Origin of the sequence: Fuscibacter oryzae, assembly GCF_016765795.1 — a bacterium.
Classification (GTDB): Bacteria; Pseudomonadota; Alphaproteobacteria; order Rhodobacterales; family Rhodobacteraceae; genus Fuscibacter; species Fuscibacter oryzae.
The window spans coordinates 23,694-46,284 of the sequence record NZ_JAESVP010000009.1 but is presented as its reverse complement, the minus strand read 5'-3'; the positions used below and the strand labels follow the sequence as shown (position 1 = coordinate 46,284).

The window sequence follows — 22,591 nt, the reverse complement described above, 5'->3', positions numbered from 1 at the left end:
AAATATCTCCCTGGGTCTGCGTCCATGATGAGAGCCGAAACACGGCGAACGAACAAACAGGTCACAAGGGCGGGTATGCCGCCGTTAAGAAGCACTTGGTGGCAGCAACTCTCGGACCAAAGAATGGAAATCTTTTGTCAAAAAGTTGCGCGCCTTGAACAATAGTATCGGAATCGGGCTTGCCGGCTCTCGCAGGCGGAAAAATTCTTCCAGTTGCTTCAGCAGCACCCCCGCGTGATCGCGCGAAAGCACCTCTGGCGGATCGGCGTCCCCTTCTTGCCATTCCCCCAGACTTTCATTCATCGGAAGGCCCGCCTGATTGGCCAATTCGCGCATCCGGTGCATGGACAAGGAAAACCCCTGTTCGGTTCCGAAGGTCAGCGTAGCATAATTGGAATTGTTTTCCAGAAGCGCGTCGATCGCCTCGACCAGCGGACGACCGATCAGCATCCGCGACTGGGTAAGCAGAATCAGGGCCAGAGACGAGGGTTCTTGCGCCACGAAATACGCCTCTAGCGCCTTGAGCGTGCGGTAGGCGGCGCGATGGTCGGCAATGTCGCCGATCGGCGCGGCGATGGTGAAGGTCTGGCCGCCGGTCGTGGGGGCCTCGCCCTCGGGCCCGGCCTCGCCTTCTGCCGCCTCGTCTTCCTCGGCAGTGCCCGCCAGATCAGAGCGCGCGGCCTCGACCATGGCGATCATGCCGCCGATCCGCTCTGACAGCCGGTCGAAACGCGGCAGGAACGGTTTCGTGCCCGACTGGCTGATGCTTGCGACCGATTTCAGGCCGTCGCGAATGGCGGTCAGCGTGGCATAAAGCGCATCGACCGCCGCGATATTTTCGGAAGAGCCAAGGGCCGCGATGTTCAGCCCGGCATCGCCCGCCTCTTCGCCTTCGCGCAGGGTCAGTTTGCCGCTGCCGGTGCCATAGGTCCGATAGATGATGTCGCCAGACCGCTTGTCGGTGATCAGCGCGGCATGATCCAGCGGGGCGACGATGGTCGCCATCGCGTTCAACTCTTCCAGCGCATTCTGGCGTTCGACCGGATCGGCAGGATGCACCTGTTCGGGATAGGTGCGCACCAGTTCGATCATCGCCAGAACCGCTTCTGACCAGCCCTTGAATCGGCCTGCCAGAATCTGGAACTTCGCCTCGATCCCCAACAGCCGCAAGTCGCGGCTGCGCTTCAGCAGCGCGTCGATCTGCGCAGTCTCGCCCTTGTGATCGACCGAGCGCGGATCAAACAGCGTGCCGCTGGTCAGGTTGAAATAACTGGTGGGCAGGCGGTCTTCGACGTTGAAATAGTAATCGACGAAATCAGGATCGTCAGCCGCCAGCAGATCCTCGCCGCAAGGCAGATCATCAGAGATCGGGGCCAGCAGATCGTTCAGTTTCATGCCCGACCACCCAGCCCCCGGCGAGAGCGGTTTCTGCGGCAGTTCTTGGTCGGCGCGGCCCCCGACGGGGAAGGCAGCCCCCCCGGATCAGGTGGCAGCAGGCAGAGCATGGAACACCTCAATCGAAATGACTTGGCCGTGATGCTAGCCCTGCCTTTCGGGCCGGTCAATCAGGCCGGAAGCCGGGGGAAGGCTTTCCATACCCTACCCTCCCGTTTTCTTGACCGCATCGTCGTAAGCATCCGAGAAATAGGCCAGAAACACGTCCAGCATCCCGTTTTCATAGGGATGGGTCTTGGCGTCCCAGCGCGCTACGAACAGATCCCAGGCGCTGGCCTTTTTCGACGACATCAGGCCACCCGAGGCGCGCTCTTCAATCGATTCCGGCGACAGGTCTTCCAGCAGCCGTGCAAGCGCGGGTTGCATCGCGGCATAGACCGCCGTCTGGTGGCGCTTGATGTCGTCAAACCCCTGCTGAAAGCTGGCGGTAGAGTTCAGATAGCTTTCCGATTTTTGCACGAACATCGTCTGCATCGCCTCGGCCGGGGTCGGCTTGAACTTCAGCGGGCTGTTGTTCAACCCGCCGATCATGGTCCGGCTGGAGGATTTGACGAACTGCTTGGCGGCAGCCCGCGCGCCCAGCAAAGCCATCAGCTCTTGGGTGGCGATGCGCAGGCACTTGCCGATTTCTTCGCCCAGCATCACGGAATCGGCGGCGGCAAGGCTGCCTTCGGGCAGGCCTGCGCCCCGGCAGATCGCATCCAGCAGCGCCGCGCCATCGGCGGTGGCCGTGGTCGCGGGGGCTTGGGGCGGCAGGGGCGTGGCAACCACGGGCTGACGCAGGGCAAAGGGTTCTGCGGCGGGCATCGGCGGCGGTGCTGGCTGTGCGGCGGCCGCCCCGCCCATGCCGCCGGGCGGCGCGGTTACTGGCGGTGCAGGCGGTTGCAGAAAGCTGTCGCCGAACTGCCCGGCCAGCGGCATGGGCGCGCGGTTCGGGGCAGGCATTGGCGTGGGCATCGGGGCGGGGGTGGGCAACATGCTCCACGGGTCGCCCGCGGGGGCTGGCGGCGGCGGGGCAGCGTCAAACGGGCTGCCTGACGCACCACCTGCGTGCCCTACATGCATTGCGGGCATTGCGGCAAAGGGGCTGGGGGCGGGTGCAGGGATATCGATCATCACGCGGATGATGTAGTGGCCCACCTGAAGCCGGTCGTTGTGCGACAAAAGATGCGGCGAAGAGATGCGCAGGTTCTGGCCATAAAGAAACGTGCCATTGGCGGACAAGTCGTTCAGCCAGAACTGACGGTCACGCAAGGCCACTTCGAAATGGCGTGACGAGATGCGGCGGTTCGGGTCGGGCAGCGTCCAGTCCATCTCGCTGCCGCGCCCGGCCTCGAACCCGCGCCCGGTTACGGTGAATTCCAGCGGCCCGCCATCGGGCAGGCTGTCAAAGTTTTCGATCCGCAGGGTAATCTTCATCGCGTCTGTTTCCGCTGATCCTTGCCCCCGGAGAACCCCCCAAAGGATGATGGGCCTATATGGCAGAGCGCCGCAAAGCAAACCACCAGACGGGCCGGACCATTGCCGTCAGATCGTGGCGTAATCATGGAGTCTTCGCAAGAACCTCGGCCATCGAGGCGAAATGGTCAATCGTGCGCCGCCGCTTGTCCAGCGCAACCCGTGCCAGGGCAGAGTTTATCGCCGCATTCAGCGCCTGCCCGGTGGCCCCCACCGGCGGGGCAACGGGCGGCAGCCCCTTGCCCGAGATCGACCCCCCCGACCATCCGGCCCCCAGCGCCAGCCAGACGCCCGGACCATGAACATCGGCGCGCAGGCCTGCCTCCAGTGCGGCATAGCGGCTGTTGTCATCCTGCTCTGCGACCCAGGCGGCGATCAGCGCCATCATCTCTTGGTCCTGCTTGGTAAGGCTGTCGGGCAGCGCTTTCAGGCATTCGTGCCCCCACCACACGCCGTGGCGGGCGGGCAGGGCAAAGGCCATGAAGGTCAGCGCCTCTTCCGGGGTCTTGCCGGTCAGCAACTGGCGCAGGAAATCCAGGCAGTGCTGTTCGGGCAGCGGGCGGCCCAGAACCAGACCACCTAGCGGGGGCAGGGCCTGAAACACCTCGGTCGCGACCTGCATCCGCAGCCCCGGAGCAGGTGTGGTGGTGTGCGGCGGTGTCGTGTTGGTCACGGGGGCCATGATCAGGAATTGATGCGCACGATTGCGGATTGGATGGACAGATCAACCGAAGCACCATGTTGCGCCTGAAGTCCGGTGGTCTTCAACTGTGCGGTTGCCGAAACCTCGATGTTCAGGGCAGAAATCTTGATGCCCCCGGGGTCCATCGTGATCTTGGAAGTGCCGCAGACCAGTTCGATGCTGCTGGTCGCCTCGATCTTGACCGAGGCCATGGATTTCAGCGACGAATCCCCCTGCACGGTAATGGTGCGCGTGCCGGTAATGTCGGTCTTGTAATTTCCGCCAATGGTCTTGGTTGAATCGTTCTCGATATCGGCGACGTAATCCTTCTGGGCGTGGATATGGATCTTTTCCGCGCCGGATTTATCGTCGAACGACAGCTCGTTATAGCCGCCGCCGCCCATGGTTTCGGTCTTGATGCCGCTGATCGTGCGGTCGGATGCCAGATCCCAAGGGGCGGGGTTCTGGGCGTTGTAAACGCAGCCGGTGATGATGGGCTGGTCGATGTCGCCATGCAGGAAATCGACCACCACCTCCATATCGACGCGCGGCACAAAGACGGTGCCCCAGTTCTTGCCCGCCCACATCTGCGCCACGCGGCAGAACATCGACTGGTCATTCTGGTCCCAGAAGAATTTCACCTTGATGCGGCTATATTCGTCGCTGCTGCTGTCGGCACCATCAACCACCACCGCCGTCTGCGGGCCAAAGACCCGTGGCTTGGGCGTGACCGGATCGGGAGCGATCGGGTTCGATTCCTTGGTCAGGATATAGCTGCCCTGATAGGGTGCACTGCGCCGCCCGCCACCTGCGCCACTGCGATAGGTGTTGGCCGAAAACTCGTGCCGGGCCTGCAACACGGCATAACTGCCGTTCAGCCCGCTGTCGGATGCCTTTGACAGGCTGAACCGGCTGCCCGCCGTCAGGCTGGGGGCAAAGCCCTGCGCCATGACCACGCAGTCCTTGGTGCGCAGCGCATCGCGGCGGCGGTTGGCGATGGGCTGGCCCGGCCCGCCTTCGGTGTAATTGCCGGGATAGCGGTAGACCTCGAAGGTGGAATGCTCATAGGGACGGCTATGCTCGGCGGTCTTTTCCATGCCTGTGGTTGGTGCCTTGAAGTCGTAATCCGAGGTGCGAAAGGCACCGGGCGTAACCTGCCGCTGGTCGGCCACCATGGCAAAGCTGTGCGCGCCCTTGATGCCGCCCTGATCGGTCGGATTATATTCCACCGAAGACACGGCGGCCATCGGGAAGGAAGCGGCATTGTCGGTCAGCACCAGTTCGTGCTGGCCTGCCTTCATGTCAAAGTGAAAGTTGATGCCTTCCTCTTCCAGCAGGCGGCGGACAAAGGCCATGTCGCTTTCGTTGTACTGCACCGTGTATTCGCGCACGGTGGTGCCCAGTGACGTATCAAACCTGATCCGCGCCAGCGCGCCCAGCGAGTCGTTACAGACCTGCCGGATGATGTCTTGCACTGTTTTCTCGTGGAAGATGCGCGAATTCACCCGATGGCTCAGAAGCCACAGCCAGGGCCGCAGCTCGAATTCATAGGTATGGCCGCCCTGCTCGTTGCCGCCATAGCGGACCGAGGCGATGATCTGGTGGAAGGTCCGGGTCTTGTCGGGCGCCACCTCGATGCAGACGGCGGCTTCGGTGCCCAGAAGACTGTCCATCTTCACCGGGGCCTGTGACAGACCGCGCACCAGAAACTGGCTCAAGTCGTTGACATATTCGGTGCCCGAAAGGTCCAGAAGGACGAGTTCGTCCTTATTGGGGCCAAGCGTCATCTTGTTCGGGCGCTGTTCCTGCGAATTTGCCGCCGGCATCACATTACCGCTTTCAAGAACAATGGGATCAAAAAGCCTGAGGCCGGGGCCAGTCGCCCCGCAATGATCGCAAGGTTACCTGTCTCATCGGCATCGCGCAACACAGCGTTGGCCCAAGCGGGCCGCGCGGCGGGTCGGAATTCTGACCTGTCGCGTGCCATCCCCTAGTTCTCCAGCCGGAACCACGAAAGACCCAGTGCCTTTGATCCACCACTGTCCTTCAGCCGCCCATCGATAAAGCTGACAAGCTGGCGCACGATGACATTGGGTTTCACCCCCGACAGCGCCTGACCCAGCGCTTGGTCGCCAATCACCACCAACATCAGTTGCGGCGAGGGCGGAGCACCTTCTTTCAGGCGCGGCGCGAATTTGAACGTGGTCTTGCCCGCGCTATCTGTGGTGACCCATTTGGCGATATTGGTCGCACCCCCCGATCCGTTGACCAGAAAGACCGAGAAGGGCCGCCCGTCGATGCCGGTGATCGTGCCTTCAACCGGCGCGCCGCTTTTGATCACGGCACTTCCGGCCATCTGCACCTTGACGGTGGCGCCGGCGCGGTTTGCTGCCATGAAATCCAGCACGGCGCATTGCTCTTCGTTGATCAGGTTCGCCGCGATATCGGGTTTGACCTTGGTGGCCGCCTGCCAGTCGGCGGCGATCTTTTCCAGGGGGGCTGCATCAACCGCAAAGCCGCTCAGCCGAAAGCCGGTCTTGGCCGCCTCGTCCAACGCCAGATAGGTACAGGCGGGCAGGGTCAGCGTGTCGAACAAGGCCTGCTGGCTGGCCAGCGGGTCGGCGGCAAGGGCATCTGCCTTGGCCTTTTCCTCGGCCGCTTTGGCCGCTTCGGCATCTGACAGCGCCTTCAGCCCGGCAGCGGCCTTGGTGCTGGCCTCGGCGGCATCTTTGGCGGCCTCGGTTGCCTGCTTCAGAACCGCCTCTGCCGACGTCATCTGATCGGCGACCGATTTGGCAAGGGCCGGGTCGGATTTGACCGCCGCTGCCTGATTGGCAATATCGGCCAGCGCGGATTCAATTGCGGCGCGGGCGGTTTCGGCGCGGCTTGCGGCGGCTGCGGCCTTTGCTGCCAGCGGCACGGCGGTTGCGCTGTCCGGGGCGGCGGCGATGTCTTTTGCTGCGCCCTCGGCTTCGGCTAGCGCGTTCTGGGCAATACCAAGCGTGGCGGTTGCCGCCTCGGCGCTGGATTGGGCGGCTTGGGCTGCCTGAGTGGCGGCGGCCTGGGTGGCGGCTTTGGCCTCTGCCTCTGCCTTGGCTTGCGCCGCCTGCTCCTCGGCGGCTTTGGCTTCGGCGGCGGCTTGTTCGGCGGCTGCCTGTTCCTTTGCGGCTTTTTCCGCCTCGGCTTTTTGCTGGGCGGCCTTGTCGGCTGCCGCCTGCGCCTCGGCTGCGGCTTGTTCGGCTGCGGCTTTTTCTGCCGCAATCTTTTCGCTGGCTGCCTTGTCGGTAGCCGCCTTATCTGCCGCCACCTTTTCGCTGGCGGCAGGATCGGACGTTGCCGGGTCGGTCGTTGGGGTGACCTCTACCTTTGGCGGCGTCTCTACCTTTGGCGGTGTATTGGCCGCAACCTTGGTTTCCGTTGGCTTTTGCGGCCCGATCAGTCCGCCATACCACGCCCCGGCTCCGCCCCCCAGCAGCGCCAGCACCGCCACCGCAGCCAGCAAACCACCCTTGCCTCCCTTGGCGGGCAAAACCGGATCAACATGCGCGGAAGTTGGCCTTGCGGATGGCTTGGACGCAGCGGCGGGCGCGCCGAAGGGGCTGGCCATCTCGTCTTCAGCCGGGGCCACGGGCTGCGGCGCGATGATGGTGGCACCCTCTGGGGGCGTTGTCTGGGGCCGCGCCTGCCAACTGCTTGGCGGCGGCGGGGCCGTCTGTACGGGCGGAGGAGTGGTCGCCAGCGGCAGTGGTTCAATCACCGTACGGTTGGGGTCAGGCACCGCCGGGGCAGGGGCTGCGGGCTGTGGCAGCAGCGCCGGATTGTCCAGCGCGGCGATCACCTTGGCCATGCTTTCCGCCCTCTGGCCCGGATCGGGTTGCAGCATCCATGCCAGCAGCGGCACCAATGCCGGGTCCACCCCCGACAGGTCGGGCACCGAAGACCGTTTGGACACCGCATCGACGATCGAGGCACCCATCGGCAGCACGGCACCCTTGCTGGCCGCCGCGGTGATCAGTGCCAGCGAATAGATGTCGGACCGGCCATCGACCTGCCCGCCAAAGGCCCCCAATTGCTCGGGCGAGACCCAGTTGAACTTGCCCGCAAACTGGCCCTGCAACAGCGTGCCCGACCCAAAGTTCGAGGATTTCGCAATGCCAAAGTCGATCAGCTTGGCATGTTCGACCAAGCCCTCTTCCAAAATCACATTGTCGGGCGACAGGTCGCGGTGAACCACCCCCGCCCGATGTGCCTTGTCCAGACCAGAGGCGACGCGGCGCAGCATGGTCTTCACGTCTTCCAAGGGCATCGGCCCCTGTTCGATCCGGTCGGCCAGCGCCTGCCCGGACACGAATTCCATCACCATGCAGGGGCGGCCGATGGTCGGGTCATTGGTGAAAACATGGTAACGCACGATGGCTTCATGCGCCAAACGCGATAGCACCGTCGATTCTTTCTGGAACAGCGCCACGATCTTGGGGTCATGCGCCAGCGCAGGCAGCACGATCTTGATCGCCACCGGCTCTCCATTATGAATGTTGCGGCCGCGGTAAACCTCTCCCATGCCGCCAGAGTTGATCAGCTGCTCAATCTCATACGTCCCCATGATCAGCGTGCCCGCCGTCACGGTGGTGGCCTGCTTTTTCGGCGGCTGGCTGTCAGGAGGAGTGGTGGGCGTTTCGTCGGTCATTGTCAGCTATCCACATGCCATTCGTCGCGGTTGCCCGCGCGACTGGCGGTCGGGGTAATGGTTTTCTGGCGGGGCGAAACCGGCGTGGCCATGGCGGGATTGGCCTGCGCCTGCCAGTTGCGGGCGGTGCGGTCATGCGTGCGCACCACCACCACCGTCACATTGTCTTTCGCGCCGCGCTCCAGCGTGGTCTGCACCAGCGCGTCACAGGCTGCCTGCGGGGGCAGGCGGGTCAAGGTTTCGGCCATTTCATGGTCCTGAACATGCTCGGTCAGGCCATCCGAACACAGCAGGAACGTATCGCCGGGGGCCAGTGCGCCTGCAATCTCATCGGTCATCGGGCGATCATGTACGCCGATGGCGCGGGTGATCACATTGCGCCGCGGCCATGTCGCGGCCTGTTCGGCGGTGATGGCGCCCTGACGTAACAGCTCGTTCACCTCGTTATGGTCGGTCGTGACCTGTTGGAACTGACCGCCGCGTAGCAGATAAATGCGGCTGTCGCCCGACCAGACGCAGGCAAAATGGCGATCAAAGGTCAGCAGGGCCACCAGCGTTGCCCCCACCGTCGCGCCGTTCAGCCGCCGCGACTGGTCCTGAATCGTGGCATGGGCACGGGCCAGTCGGTCCATGAAGCGGGCCTGAAGATCGGGGGCCGAAACCGGCATTCCGACAGAGGCGATGGATTCGGCGATGGTGCGGCTGGCGAAATCGCCCGCCTGATGCCCGCCCATGCCATCAGCCACCAGCCAGACACCGCTGTCGGGCTGAGTCAGATAGCTGTCTTCGTTATGGTTGCGAACCCGGCCGGTATCCGAGGCGGCGCCGGTTTCGAACGCGAAAGGAGCCTCGATCATCCCACCTCCCAAGCCTGGGTCTTGCCGCCAAGATTAGGCGCAAAGCGTTGCATCTGCCTAGCCCACATCTGACAGGTCCTTGACCAATTGCCCCTTGAAAAACCACGCAAGAACCGCCCCCGATGGCAACCCCTCCCCCGCCCAGACCTGAGCGGGCCGAAGGATGGGTGCAGCGGGGGCCGCAGGTGTTGTCATCTCTGCCGCTTCTGGCGCGTCGCGAGCTGGGGCAGGGGATGGTATCGGGCTGGGGGCGGGGGGGGCAAAAAGCCCCAAGGCTGGCCCGGCAAAAGGCGAATCCTCATCATCGGTCGCTACCCCGGCCAGCGCCCAGATATCTTCTTCATCAACGGGTGCCGGGGCCTCTGTCGGTGCGGTGTTGGCGGGGGCACGCGGGGGCGCTGTGTCAGCCGGATCGGGGTATGCGGCGGCGGTTTCCCCTTCGGTCCACCAATAACTGCGGGCGGCGGCGGCACGGCGATGATCGGCCTGTGCCAGATCCTGCCACAGCGTACCTGCCTCTGGTCCCTGTCTTGTGGCCCGCAACTCGGCGGCGGCTGTTGCGCCCTTGGCCATGGTCGGGCGCGGCAGCCCTGCCAATAGGTCGGCAGGCTGGTCCAGATCGGCCTGTGCCAGAACCCGCGCGGCATGGGCCGACAGGGCGTGCTGCCAGTCTTGCCCGGCATCAATGATGGGCGGCGGCGGCGCATCCATGCCAGTGGCAAGGAACACCAGCGGAAAGCGGCGGCCCACCCGGTCTTGCGCGGGGGCCATCACGCCCGCGACGGCTTCGCCCCAGATCCCCTCACCCAACCAGAAATGCAGATGCGGAGCGGCAGGCCAGACCGCCTGCCAGTCGGCCCCCAGCGCCTCGCGCGCATCGGCCAGGGCGGCGTCCAGCCAAGCCTCCAGCCGCGCTTGCACCGATGCGGGCACGCCGTGGCCCAGAAAATCGCCCTTGGCAGGGTGCTTGCCGTAAACCCCAAGCGCCATCTTACAGCCCCGAGGGGCAGCGGAATTCCCGCAGAGCTGCAAGGTTGAACGGGTTTTTCAAGGCATTGACCCGGATGTCATAGCTGATGTTGCGCCCGCCGATGATATGGGTGACTTGCAGGATGTCGCCCACCTGACGCGGGCTTCCCTCACGAATGAACTGCATGAAGGACCATGGACCCTGCCATTGCTTGGCGCTTTCGCGGTTGCCCAGTTCGGGCAGCAGTTGCAACACGGTTGCCCCCGCGCCGCCCGGCCATTTCACGGTTTGCGGCGTGTTGCCCTTCTGGCGCATCTGCACCGTCTGGCCATCAATGCTCAGGATCGACTGGCGCACCCGGTCATGCGCCTGGGTCTGGATCACCGTCACATCCAGCGCCACCGTGGGGTTCCTGCCCGGAAAGAACGCATCACGAATTTCCGCCGCGCGCTGGAACTGGCGCAGGGTTTGCAGGCTGGCCTTGTCGGCAATCGGGTCATCGGGGTTCCACGTCCAGTCGCCCGCGCCCATGTTTGCGTGAGCAGCCAGATTGGTGTTGAAGAAATTGTCCAGCACGCCGCCTGGTGCAAACACTTGTGCAAACTCCGACAAAGGCACCTGCCGCGACGGGTTGTTCGAGAAGGGATAGCGCCCCTCGACCACCGATTTGCAGGCGGGCACCACCTGATTGTTCATCGCCTCATTGATCTGGGAAATGGTCGAGGAGGTGTTAGAGCCCTCAATATCCTCAACCGCCTTGTTGATCATGGTCTGCAAGGGCGTGGGCAGGCGCGACACTGTGGCTTTCAATTCCCCCATCAGACGCGGCATCGCGGCATCCACCTGCGCCTGCCCGCCAGAGGCGGCGACGATCAGCGCCTGATAGATGCCATCGAAAGATTTCAGCAGCGCGTCGATCGGCCGGCTGCCGGGGGTGCCGTCCAGCAATTGCTGATAATCCTGAAAATTCACCTCTATATCCTGCCCCGGCACGATAGGCCCGGCTCCACCCGCAACACCGGCCCGCGCCTGCGACTTGCCCGCTGCCAGCGCCAGATCCAGCCCGATGCGTTGCAGACCCGAAACCCGGCTGGCCACCATCCCCTCAATCGCGCCTTGCGCATCACTCAGGGCTTCAGTGTTGTCGGCAATGACGGCGCCCACCTTGCCCGCCGGATCGGTGGGGGCTGCGGGTTCCGCGGTCAGTTTCGTCTCGCCCGAAACCGCCTCGACCAGTTTCAACAGCGGCGAGGTGGCGGAGGAGGAAATCGCCGACAGCGCCTGATAGGTCGGTTTGTCGGCAACCAAGGGGGCCAGTTTCAGATTGTCGAGCATCGCTTCCCAGGCTGCGATGTAATCCTCGCGATAGCGGCGCAGCAGGGTGGGGCCAAGCGCGGTCAGTTGCGCGTCGATATTGGCCACCTCGGCCTGCTTGCCCATGACCCATTGTTCCGACTCGATCTTTTGCGCCACGGCGGCAAGCTGATCGAGGAAGAAGTCGTGGAATCCGTGGTAGGTATAAAGCGCAGGCACCCCCAAAACCGCAAGATCGCTGCCATCGACCGTTTCGAACACCAGCCGCGCATCGGGGCCAAGCCGTTCGACAAGGTTGAAGTCGGGCACACCGGCAAAGGGGGCGCTGGCCTTGATCAGCGAATAGGCCTGCTCTTCCACGCTCATCCGGCCCAGAATGATCTCGGCCTTTTCCACCAGATCACCGTTCAGGGTGACGGCGGGGGTGGTGGTGTCGTCAAGATCCAGCATTGCGGTCAGATGACCGGCCAGCATCTTGCGCGCGTCTTCGTTGTTGATACCGGGATAGGTTATCTGCGTCCAATCATCCTTGAACCAGTTCTGCACGAACTCATCCTGCGGCACCGGGGCAGCCCCCCCCAAGGCCTTGTAGACCTTGAGCGTTTCGTAAATCCCCAGCGTTTCATTGCCCGCAATCAGGGTTTGCAGGCGTTCTTCCACCCGCAAGACCAGACGCGGGCGGAACAGCCGCTCCAGCCCTTGGGCATAGGCATCGCGCGCCGCCTGCCGGATCGCCCCCTGCTGCGACAGGCCAAAGCCCAGATCCCAGCCGCTTTCATCGACCTCGGCGCTGTCATAGCCCGAGGGCATGGTGCGCAGGATCTGCAACTCATTGCCAACGCGCAACAGGTCGGTATCGGAAACCTCTGCCGCCTTCAGGTCGGCATCGGCGGCCAGTTCGTAATCCGACATCGCCGCTTCGGCCGAGGCGACAAGCTGTCGGTTGTTATAGTAACTCCACGCCCAAGCGCCCAAAAGGCCAAAGGAGGCAAGAACCATTGCGCTGGTCGCCACCATCCGCAGCACGGAACTGCGCCGCACCGCCTTGCGGTCATAGCTGACCCAGCCCTGTTCGGCAAAGATCACCTTTGTCAAAAGGTCGTGCAGAAAGAACGACTTGCCTTTACCCGACATCAGGCCAGATGCCTGCCCGCCAAAGCTGCGGGTCATAGCACCCAGCACCTGATCAATCGGGGTGCCTTCTTGCGTGCCAGAGGTGAAATAGAACCCGCGCAGAATGGCCGAACTGGCATAGCGCGTCGGTTCAAAGACCATGCGCAGGAACAACGCCACTTCGTCCTTCATCTCGGCCAGTTGCCCCGGCAGGCCGAAAATCGCGATGCGGTTCACGCCATCGGGCTCTTCGGACATGCGGTCGATGACCTCTTCCGACAGGCGACTGACCAGCGCGTCATATTCGGCGGGAACCCGGTCCCACGTTTGTTCGCGCAAGGATTTGGTCTGAAAGGTGGTGCCCCAGACCTTTTTGCGGCGACCGGCGGCAAAGCTGGCGAAATATTCGCGGAAGCCCGCGATCAGGTCGGTCTTGGTGAACATCACATAGACCGGGAAATCAACCTTCAGCGCCTCGTGAATTTCGCCCAGCCGGGCACGCACGGTTTCGGCGTGTTTCTGAATGGTGTCGGGGTCGGCGCGCATCAGATCGGCGACCGAGAACGCAAGGATCACTCCGTTGATCGGCTGCTTGGGCCGGTTTTTCTTCAACAGGTTCAGGAAGGACGTCCAGCTTGCCTTGTCGTTTCCCTGATCGCTGTCTTGCGTGGTATAGCGGCCCGCCGTGTCGATCAGCACCGCATCTTCGGCAAACCACCAGTCACAGTATCGGGTGCCGCCAAAGCCTTGCAGCCCGCCTTGCGCATTGCCCGCCACCGGAAACTTGATTTCCGAATTGACCAGCGCGGTGGTTTTCCCCGATCCCGGCGGGCCGATGATCACATACCACGGCAGGTCATAAAGGTAATGCTTGCCGCCGGTTTTCTTCAGCGTGCCCAAGGCGTCGGTCATGCGCATCGCCAGTTCGCGCCCGTCGCCACTGGGCGGCGCATCGGCGACCAGCGCCTTTTCCAGCGCCTTTTGCCCCTTGTTGCGGCGCAGGAGCTTGATCAGCCCCCAGACCAGCAAAATCAGCGCCAGAACGCCGATGATGGTCAGCCGCACCCACAAAGGGTCAAACGGGCGGGCATCGCCAATGCCGATCAGCGGGCCGGCAAAGAACACCACGGCGGAAAAGGCCAGAAACCCGATCAGCACCAGAACCAGTTTTACCCAACCCATCGCGCGCGCCCCTAGTCTGCCTGTCCGGCGTCTGCCTGTCCGGCATCGGCTGGCTTGGCATCGGCAGGTTCTACTGGAGCGGCGGTCTGCACCGCCGCCAGCGTCTCTTGCCGCTTGATCATGATTTCCACGCGCCGGTTCTGCGCCTGCCCGTCCTTGGTGGCATTGTCGCCGATCGGGTCGGCCTCTGCCTTGCCTTCCACCACAAAGCGACTCTTGTCGTCGATCTTCGCCTCAAGTGCGGCCTTGACCGAATCCGCGCGTGCCTGTGACAGATCGTGGTTGTTCTTGAACCGCCCCCGCCCGCTCATCGGAACATTGTCGGTATAGCCAAACACAAAGACCGGACCCGGTTCCTTGTTCAGGGCATCGGCGATGCGGGCGGCGAGGTCGGCGAATTCGGGTTTGGTATCGGCCTTGCCGGTGGCGAACAGCAGGGCATTGTTCACGCGGACAAAGATGAAGTCGCCCTTCATATCCACCACCACGGTGCCCGCGTCGATGTCAGCTTTCATCGCGGCGCGTAGCCGCTCCAATTGCGTCGGGTCCACGACCGAGGCCTGATCGACCACCAAAGGCGCGAAATCCACCGTTGCCGGGCGCACAAGGCCGACCTCGCCCACCGGATGCATCGACAAGAGGCGCTGGGTAACAACGCTGCCCTCATCGGAAATCAGCATCGACAGGCCGAAATAGGCCCCCATCAGCCCCAGCCCCAGAACCGAACCGATGACCCACAAAGGCGTGCCGCCAAACCGCCGCCGCCGCCCCACATCAACGGGTTGCCAACGCGGAGATATATCCTCATCCGGCCGCGCATTCACCCGCCGCAGGCTTTCGTAAATCATCGTGCGGATACGGCCCAGTTCCACCGCTCCGTTCGGGGCGGTGCGATACTGCCCTTCAAACCCCAATGACAGGCAGATCATTGCCAGTTCCAGAAGCTGATAGCGCTGGGCGGGGGCCTGCAGGGCCTTTTCCACCTCTTGGAAAAACCCCACGCCAGAGGTGCGGCGGTTGAAGAACCGCACCGTCATGGAATATTGAATCCAGACATGCCGGTCATTGCCGGGAATGTTCTGCACGATGTCATCGGCGGTTGAACACAAGAGGTATTTCGCCACCTGCGTTTCATGCGCGTCGATGCCGGATTTCAGGCAGTTCTCCTCGAACACCTCAATCTCGCGCGTCACATGCTCCATCAGGGGGCGGGCGTCCATATCGACCATTTGGGTGCGCAGACGGCCGAACAGGATCATCAGATTGGCGGCGGCGGCGAGCATGGGCGATTTCGGCCCGCCCGCGCCAAGACCCTTGGCCGACAGTGCCACCCGAAGGTCGATCTTTGGCCCTTGGGCTGCATAATTGGTGGGCTGCGCGGTCGAGGGGTTGGGGAAAAAGCTGTCCTGCGGCGCGAAAGGCCCGCCGATGATGGTGCGCTGGTTTGGGTTTTGCTGGCCAAAGGCATCGCCGCCAGCGCCAAAGCCGGGGCTGCCCTGGCCCACACCGGGGGCAAAACCGCCGCCTTGCTGCCCCGGATACTGGCCTTGGCCCTGTCCCGGCCCGGGGCCAAAACCGGGCTGCGGGGCCGGTGTGCCAAAGCCGCCGCCGCCGCCCCCCCACGGGTCATTCGGATCGCCGCCGCCTGCGGGTGCCTGCCCGCCAAAACCGGGCGACGGTTGCCCGCCAAATCCACCTGCCTGCCCGCCGAACCCACCGGGTTGCGCGCCAAAGCCGCCCTGTCCGGGTTGCGCGCCAAACCCTGGCAACGGCCCGCCGATCACGGTGGGCTGGTTGGGCGACGGGTTGGGGGCCGCCTGCGGCTTGCCCGCGCCTGGCATCGGTGCCATGCCGCCCGGAAGCGCCCCGCCGATCACCGTTTTATCCTTGTCGTTGTCGCTCATGACAGGCCCCTTACGCCCGCGTCTCGACGATGGCCCAAAGCTCCAGTTTCAGGTCGGGCCAGTCGCCCGCAAAGTGCATCCCGATGGCCGGAGCATTGGAAAACTCTCGCCACAGGGGCGAGTTTTTCTCGATGATGAAATAGACGTTGCGTGACACGGCGCGGATCTGGCGCGGCGGGGTGGGGGCGTGGATCAGCTCGATCCCCGGCAGGTTGTTGTTCACAATCTCGGCCATGCGGGTGTTGGGGCCGACCTTGCACAGCAGGGGGAATTGCTGGGCAACCACGGTCAGGCTGCGGCTACTTTCCACCTCGATCACAAAGGTCGCATCGCGGAACAGGTTCCGGTCGGGCACCTGCGCCAGATACGAATTCTGGCGCACCTGAACCAGTTCCAGCCGCGTCGCCCGGCCCACATCGCGGGAAAGAAGCCGCTGAATGTCGCGCACCACGGGTTCAACCGAGGCTTTCAGGTCGGCATGGTCATAGGGCGGGTATTGCGGGGCCAGCCGTTTGTCGTGGTCAAAGGTCCACAGCTCACCCGAAAAGCGCAGCAATTCCTCATATAGCCGCTCGGGGTGAACATAGCGGCTGGCGCGCAGGTGGCGCAGCACGTTGATTTCGCGGTTCAGGGCCAGCAGCATGAAGTAATCGGTCGCCTGCAAGCCCCCTGCCGCCGATGGGTCGGCGGCATAGCGGGCAAGGCTTTCCAGCTTGGTTTCCACCCAGCCGATCACCCGGTCCAGCCAGCCCAGCGCCACAGAATGGCCGGTGATGGTCAGCAGCGGCGGGGGAAAAGCGTCATCCATGATGACCACATTATCCCGCACCTCGATGATGCGGCCGATCTTCAGGCATTGATAGCCGGGCTTGGGCGTCTGGCGGATGTCCAGCTCCAGCCGGGGCACGGCGATTTCAATCTGTTGTTCGATCCGCATCGCGCTGGCGGCATCGGCCACGGTTTCAGCCGACAGTACAAAGCGCGTCGCGGCATCCACTTCGGCATCCATCGCCACTTCGCGCCCGTTCATCACCTGATCGGGCAGGGTCAGCCACAGGAACTGGCCGTCCGAGCCCTCTGGCACCTCGATGGCGCGGGGCAGGGGGCTGACGGCGGGGGCGTCAAACGGCATTCCATCGGGGAAAATGCCTGCCACCAGCGCCAGTTCGATCCGGCCCTGTTGCAGCCGGTCGCGGTTCAGGCGCATCTCCTCGATGCCCCAAGGATAGGGGGACACATGCCGCGACCGCGCCTCGACCAGCTTTTCCAGGTAGCGGTCGTTCTGTTGCAGATGGTGGGGCTGCAAAAACAACCCCTCCTTCCACGCGACCTTGCTGAACCACGACATAATGCCCTCAATCTTCCAGATGGCCAAAGGCCCGAAATCACAAACCCAATCAACAAAACAAAACGGGCAATTTCTTGGCCGCGCCTTTCATCCTGCGGCTTGCGATGCCCCGGATCAAGCCCGGTTTTATGACATTCAGGCCCAGCCCTTAGAACGACAGGCGCACCTGCGCCGTCACGCTATAGGCGCCGCTGACGTTCGACCCCAGCCGCGCATCGGCCCGGATCGAGGCGTTGAACTGCTTGGCCGGGCCAAAGGCCCCCGGGTCCAGCACCTTGACATAGTTCAGGCCAATTGAAAGCTCGCCGAACCCGCCGATTGAGGTCACGTCAACCGGCAGCGTATCGGCCCCGGAAAACAACGTGGCCGTTCGGTCACCGCCGAAATCCTGATAATAGTTGGCCGAAACGAAGGCCACCTTTGCCGTCGCGCCGTCCTCGGCGATCATGGTCTTGGTTATCGTCGCACCGACAAAACCCACGACCGAGGTATAGCCGTCAATTTCCAGCACATCGCCACCCGCAAGGGTCAGGCTGTTGCCGCTGACCGTGGTCAGGTTCAGACCTGCGGTCGGGATAATGTTCAGCCCCTTTTCCTCATTCAGGTCAAAGCGATAGTTGACCCGCGCGCCCAATGTGGTGGCCTTGGTCGAATAGCTCAGCCCGTCAAAGCCAATTGGCGTGCCCGAGAAGGTCTGCTCCGACAGGTCGAAATGCGTCTGGTCATAGCGCAGTTGCAGGTCGGCCGAGAGGCGATCTTTGGCACCCGCCAAATAAAGACCGACGTAATCCTGGCTGAACTCGGTTCCCAAGGCACCCGTCACCGTGGCCAGCGAGGAGGCGTCCGAGAACAAAAGCTGATCGGTCGAGCCGGAGTTGTGGCCCAGCATCAAGCCGCCCGCGCCATCCCAGCCATTGAAGAACCGCCCGTCAAAGCAGCCGAAATCATAGCCGCCCTGCACGCCCCAGAAAGTGGAACCGATGTCGCTGCCCGTGGTGAGCCCGTTCGAAGTGCTTTCGCCATGCACATCCGCCTTGCCGCCCGTCGCCCGGATATAGCCGCCATGCGAGCAGCTTTCCTCGGCCGCAAGGCCCGAGACGAAGGGGCTGGTTGGCCGGTTCACGATGGTGCCGATCAGCGATTGGGTCATGGCCGCGCTGGCCGCCACGCCGCCGATGCCGGGATTCGCCCCGCCCACCACCTGAATGTCGGACCCGTTCTGGATCAGCGCATATTGCACAGGTCCGCCCACGGGCAGCGCGCCGCCGCCAGTAACGGTTGCCCCCGCCGCTGCGCCGCTGAACACCGTTACCGGGCTGGTATAGCCCGATCCGGTGACGCTGAACGCGAGGTTGATCGTGCTGGCCGTGGCATTGGTCGAGATGATGCGGTCGCTGGTGCCGTCCGACAGGTTCAGGTCAAGCTGATAGCTGCCGATGCCGCTGATCGCATTCGCCGTCAGCGTGTCGCCCGTCGCGCCATCGGCCAGATCGACCGTGCCCGCATTTGCCAGTGACCCGGTGATGACCGAGGCGCCATCCACCGTCAGCGTGCCCGCGTTGGTGACATTGCCGCTGACAGTGCCGCCGATCAGCGCCAGCGTGGCCCCGGCATTGTTGGAATAGCTAAGACTGCCCAGCGTGCGCCCGGTCACCGTGGTGGTGCCGCCCGACAGGTTGGTAAAGCTGGCAAGCCCTGTCATGTCGGCCAAAGCAACCGTCACATCGCCTGCGTTCTGGAATGTGGTGCCGCCAAAACTCAGCGCCGCAGTGGTGGCAAAGGTGCCGCCCGACTGGTTATCGACATTGCCGTTTATGGTGCCCGCCGCTTCGACATCGCCGCTGTTCGTCAGCGCACCACCCAGCGTGCCGCCCTGCAATTGCAGCAGGCCCGCGCTGCTGACACTGATCGGCCCGCCCAAGGCCCCGGTCGAGGCGATCTGCAAGGTGCCGTCGGTTACCGTGACCTGTGACGTATAGCCCGCGTTGTTCGCGCTAAGGGTGGCGGTGGCACCATCATCGATGGTGATGGTGCCGCTGCCCGAAATCGTGCCCCCGATGGCGGAGGTTCCCCCTGACAGCACAATCGACCCGGTGTTCAACTCCAGCGTACCCGCGCCGCTGACGCTGGACACGGTTTCCGACCCGGCGGTGATGCGCAGCGTGCCTGCGTTGGTGATGTCGGCGCTGGCACTCAGCGCGCCGCCGTCGGTTTCCAGAACGGCCCCCGCAAAGGTCTCCAGATCGGTCGAGGAAATCGTGCCGGTCAGCAGCAGGGTGCCCTGTTCGACATCAATCGCGCCGCTATGGCTGGACACGCCGGAAAGCGTCAGCGTACCCGCCCCGGTCTTGTTCAGCGTAGCGGTGCCGGTGATCGCCCCGGCATAGGCGGTGCTTGTGCCGTCACCCACCGTCAGATCGCCGTCAAGGTTCACCGAACCGCCCGTGCCCGACAGGCTGGCAAAGGTTTCGGCGGCATTCACATCCAGCGTACCGCCGTTCACCACGACCGCGCCCGTATCGGCAATCGCCGCGCCACCCGACAAGGCAAGTGTGCCGCCCGAAACCGTGGTGGTGCCGGAATAGGTGTTGGTGCCCGAAAGCGTCGTCGTGCCCGATCCGCTGCGCGTCAGCCCGCCAGCGCCCGTGATGGTCCCGGCATAGGTGCCGCTGCCCGATCCGGCCACCGTCAGGCCGAAACTCAGGTTCACCGTGCCGCCCGTGCCCGACAGGGTGCCGATGGTTTCCGCCGCATTCACATTCAGCGTGCCGGAATTGACTGCAACCCCCGCGCCATCGGCAATCGCAGCCCCGTTGTTCAGGTTCAGCGTGCCGCCCGCAACCGTTGCTGTTCCGGTAAAGGTGTTGGTGGCATTCAGGTTGGTCGTGCCGCCCGCAACACTCAGCCCACCCGCGCCCGAGACTCCGCCGCCAATATCCGAGGTGCCGGAATTCAGCGTCAGAACCGACCCCGAAGATAGGCTGATCCCGCCTGTACCATCCACTTCGGCGATGCTCTCATCTCCTCCGCCGGTCAGCGCCAGCGTGCCGCTGTTGCTGATCGCCAGAGATGAGGCCAGCGCCCCGCCATCGGTGGACAGGGTGCCAAGTGTGGCGATGCTCAGGCTGGTCGAACTCAGCGTGCCCGAACCCGTCACCGCCAATGTGCCGCCGTTCACCGTGGTTGCGCCGCTGTAGGTATTCGCCCCGGTCAGGGTCATCGTGCCGGTGCCCTCTTTGGTCAGCCCGCCCGCGCCCGAGATCACGCCGCCCACTGTCGTGCTGTCATCATTGCCGCCACTGGTCAGCCCGGCATTCAGCACCACGCTGCCCAGACCCGCCAACGAGCCGATGGTCTCTGCGCTGTCGATTCGCAGGGTGGTGCCGGAACTGGTCTGAACCCCCGCCGCATCGGCAATCGCCGCCCCGCCCGACAGGGCCAGCGTGCCGCCCGAGACGGTGGTGGTGCCGGAATAGGTGTTGGTGCCCGAGAGCGTCAGCGTGCCCGCGCCGATCTTTTCCAGGGGCCGTGTGCCGCCGGTTTCGCTGATCGCGCCGGATTGTTCTGCTGCATCGCCGCTCAGCACCTCCAACTGGGTCGAGTTGGAGTTCAGCACGATGGCCGATCCTTCGTTCACCCCGTTGGCATAGCTGACAACCGATCCGGTTGTGGTGATGGTGCCCGCAATCGCCGTGCTGCTGGCAATCCGCAGCGTGCCACCCGAAGCAACCGTCACATCACCGTCGATCAGACCCGAAACCGTGGTGGTTCCGGTCTGCACCGTAGTCGCGCCCGCACCGCTGAGTGTACCCGCGATGGTACCACCGTTCAGCGTGGCAGCATCCGAATGCGTGACTGTTCCACCGAACGACAAGGTGCCACCCGATTGCGCAAAGGTGGTGGTGCCAAGCGTGCCGCTGCCACCAAGGGTGCCGCCATCCAGCGTCACCCCACCTGCCGTCACCGCACCCGTCACCAGCGCCGAGCCGCCGTTGACGTCAAGCGCCGTGCTGCTACCCAGTGATCCGTTGGCCAGATTCAGCGTGCCACCATTGACGATCAGATCGCTTGACCCCAACCCGACACCCGCGCCCAAGGACAGGCTGCCAGAGGTCACGGTGGTATCACCGCTATAGGTCTGGTCGGTGCCATAGGTCACGTTCGCGCCGTTCACCGCCACGCCGCCGGTGCCCGTGATCGCGCCGGCAACGCTGTAGGTCGCGCTGCCCGCCAGCGTCAGGTCGGCCCCGGTCAGCGCGATGTCACCGGTAAACCCGGTCAGGTTGCTGATCGCGTCATTGCCGGTCAGCGCAAGGTCGCCCGCCCCGGTCAGGGCGATGCCATCGGCACCAAAGGCCCCGCCATCCGACGACAGGGTGGCCCCAGAGCTGATCGCTGCCGAGCTGGCCGCGGTCGCGCCACTGCCGGTGTAGGAAAGGCCCCCGGCGGTGACGGCGATGGTGCCGGTCTGGCCGCTGCTGTTGCCTGTCAGCGTCAGGGTTTCGGTCCCGCCTTTCGACAGGCTGCCCGCGCCGCTGAATGTGCCACCAAAGGTGCCTGCCGCAGATTGGTCAACCGTCAGCGTCTGGCCGGATGCCAGGGTGATCGTGCCACCCGTGCCCGACAATGGCCCCACCGCATCGCTGGCATTCACATTCAACGCGCCGCCGTTTACCGTCAGGCCATTGGTATCCGACAGATTGCTGCCAGTATTCAGGTTAAGCGCGCCGCCGCTGACCGTGGTGGTGCCGTCCACCGCGCCGGTGTTGGTCATCGTGCCGCCAGTAACGCTCAATGCGCCAGTGATCTGGCCATCGTTTGTTCCGCCGCCGCTTGTGACCGTCAAAGAAGCGGCGGTGCCTCCCGCATCAATCTGCGCGATGCCACCCGAAGCGGTCACTGCGTCTGCGGCGCCACCATTGGCAACGATCACACCCCCCGCCTGAACGTCTATGCCGCCGGTGTGGGTTGTCGTTCCTCCGAATTGCAGAATGCCGCTGCCGGTCTTGGTGATGGCCCCTGAGCCGCCCGTTGCCCCGGCCAGGGCCAGCCCGTGCCCATCGGTATCAGTATTGACCTCGATCACCGTCGCAGTGTTGAAGGTCAGGGCAGTTTCGATGAAATTGATGTCTGTCGGGGTGCCGCCCATTGTAATCTGGGCACCATTGCCCGCCATCACGATTGTCCCGTCGCTCAACGTCAGGCCGGTGCCCTGCAAGGTCAGGGTGTTTACGGTATAGCTGTTGCCGCCCAGTCCCACCGCCGTGCTGACCGCGCTGTTGATCACGGCATCGTCGTTGTTGCCGTTCGGCACTTGATTGGGGTTCCAGTTCTGCCCTGTGCCCCACAGATTTGTACCTGCGCCATTGTCGAATGTCTGCGCCCCGGCAGAGGTTGCGGGGGACAAGAACGCCAGCGCCAGTGCCGTTGTGGCAAGCAGCCGGTTGCGGATCTGCGGGCAATTGGTCATTTGAATTTTTCCTGACGCGCGGCAGGGTGAAAGCAAGGGATAGGCCACACGTTACGGGCGACCCGCGACGCAATCAATTTATTTGTGATTTGGCTTGATTAGGGCAAAGACCGCACGCTTTTGCGACACGGGCAGGCTTGGAGGGCAATAT

Annotated in this window: 11 protein-coding genes; all 11 read right to left on the bottom strand. The window is 63.7% G+C overall.

Translation table 11 applies throughout. The features are described from left to right. Positions 1-84: 84 nt before the first annotated feature. The 11 genes from JI744_RS15865 to JI744_RS15815 all read right to left on the bottom strand — a co-directional run bounded on the left by JI744_RS15865 (position 85) and on the right by JI744_RS15815 (position 22,440). Positions 85-1,395, bottom strand: coding sequence for a type VI secretion system protein TssA (locus JI744_RS15865; protein WP_202662126.1), 1,311 nt, complete (start codon positions 1,393-1,395; stop codon positions 85-87). A gap of 204 nt (positions 1,396-1,599) precedes the next feature. Then, positions 1,600-2,874, bottom strand: coding sequence for a type VI secretion system-associated FHA domain protein TagH (gene tagH / locus JI744_RS15860; protein WP_202662125.1), 1,275 nt, complete (start codon positions 2,872-2,874; stop codon positions 1,600-1,602). 124 nt (positions 2,875-2,998) lie between these two features. Continuing rightward, positions 2,999-3,595 carry a DUF6931 family protein gene (locus tag JI744_RS15855; protein WP_202662124.1) on the bottom strand — a complete coding sequence of 199 codons (597 nt, stop codon included), beginning with the start codon at positions 3,593-3,595 and terminating at the stop codon, positions 2,999-3,001. Between the two features lie 2 nt (positions 3,596-3,597). Further along, positions 3,598-5,421, bottom strand: coding sequence for a type VI secretion system Vgr family protein (locus JI744_RS15850; protein WP_202662123.1), 1,824 nt, complete (start codon positions 5,419-5,421; stop codon positions 3,598-3,600). Positions 5,422-5,585: 164 nt separating this feature from the next. Then, positions 5,586-8,282: a serine/threonine-protein kinase gene (locus JI744_RS15845; RefSeq protein WP_202662122.1), complete on the bottom strand. Its 2,697-nt coding sequence runs from the start codon at positions 8,280-8,282 to the stop codon at positions 5,586-5,588. 2 nt (positions 8,283-8,284) lie between these two features. Next, on the bottom strand, positions 8,285-9,139 hold the full coding sequence (locus JI744_RS15840) for a PP2C family protein-serine/threonine phosphatase (RefSeq protein ID WP_202662121.1): 855 nt from the start codon (positions 9,137-9,139) through the stop codon (positions 8,285-8,287). Between the two features lie 57 nt (positions 9,140-9,196). Further along, positions 9,197-10,129, bottom strand: a complete 933-nt coding sequence (tagF, locus tag JI744_RS15835) for a type VI secretion system-associated protein TagF (protein WP_202662120.1) — start codon at positions 10,127-10,129, stop codon at positions 9,197-9,199. 1 nt (position 10,130) lies between these two features. Next, positions 10,131-13,718 carry a type VI secretion system membrane subunit TssM gene (tssM, locus tag JI744_RS15830; protein WP_202662119.1) on the bottom strand — a complete coding sequence of 1,196 codons (3,588 nt, stop codon included), beginning with the start codon at positions 13,716-13,718 and terminating at the stop codon, positions 10,131-10,133. Between the two features lie 11 nt (positions 13,719-13,729). Further along, positions 13,730-15,622: a type VI secretion system protein TssL, long form gene (gene tssL, locus JI744_RS15825; RefSeq protein WP_202662118.1), complete on the bottom strand. Its 1,893-nt coding sequence runs from the start codon at positions 15,620-15,622 to the stop codon at positions 13,730-13,732. 10 nt (positions 15,623-15,632) lie between these two features. Continuing rightward, positions 15,633-16,970: a type VI secretion system baseplate subunit TssK gene (gene tssK / locus JI744_RS15820; protein WP_202662117.1), complete on the bottom strand. Its 1,338-nt coding sequence runs from the start codon at positions 16,968-16,970 to the stop codon at positions 15,633-15,635. Positions 16,971-17,118: 148 nt separating this feature from the next. Next, a complete protein-coding gene (locus JI744_RS15815; RefSeq protein WP_202662116.1) occupies positions 17,119-22,440 on the bottom strand; it encodes an autotransporter-associated beta strand repeat-containing protein in 5,322 nt (1,773 codons plus the stop codon). Positions 22,441-22,591: the final 151 nt, after the last annotated feature.